This is a genomic window from Streptomyces pacificus, from assembly GCF_011766325.1.
Taxonomy (GTDB): Bacteria; Actinomycetota; Actinomycetes; order Streptomycetales; family Streptomycetaceae; genus Streptomyces; species Streptomyces pacificus.
In genome coordinates this window covers 1-301 of the sequence record NZ_BLLG01000089.1, presented here as the reverse complement: position 1 = coordinate 301, position 301 = coordinate 1, and the positions used below count along the sequence as shown (strand labels likewise).

The following is a 301-nucleotide window of genomic DNA, read 5'->3' as shown; positions in this document are numbered from 1 at the left end:
CCGCCAGCACTGACGGCGCTCGATGAACTCCAACTCCCGTCCAAACAGCGGGTGGAACGGGTGCGTCACCCGCACCCCGCCTGCATCTCCAGAGTCCGGAACCTGAGCAGTCGACGGATCACGCCAATGCTGCAGCCGAGAGCTTCTTCGGGCTGCTGAAAGCGGAGATCGGCCCCACTGTCTGGGAGAGCCGCGAGGCTGCCCGCGCCGACGTCTTCCGCTTCATCGAGGTCGAGTACAACCGCACCAGGCTCCGCAAACACCCCGAGTTCGGGTACCTCACCCCACTCGAAACCCGAGC

The 301-nt window shown here is 65.4% G+C and carries 2 protein-coding genes; one reads left to right on the top strand and one right to left on the bottom strand.

Annotated elements, in window-relative coordinates; genetic code table 11:
* On the bottom strand, nucleotides 1-69 hold a 69-nt coding region (locus SCWH03_RS30025), incomplete at its 3' end, for a DUF5372 family protein (RefSeq protein ID WP_371872812.1).
* A gap of 11 nt (nucleotides 70-80) precedes the next feature.
* Between SCWH03_RS30025 and SCWH03_RS28680 the strand changes: the two genes are divergently transcribed.
* On the top strand, nucleotides 81-301 hold a 221-nt coding region (locus SCWH03_RS28680; RefSeq protein WP_216854826.1), incomplete at its 3' end, for an IS3 family transposase.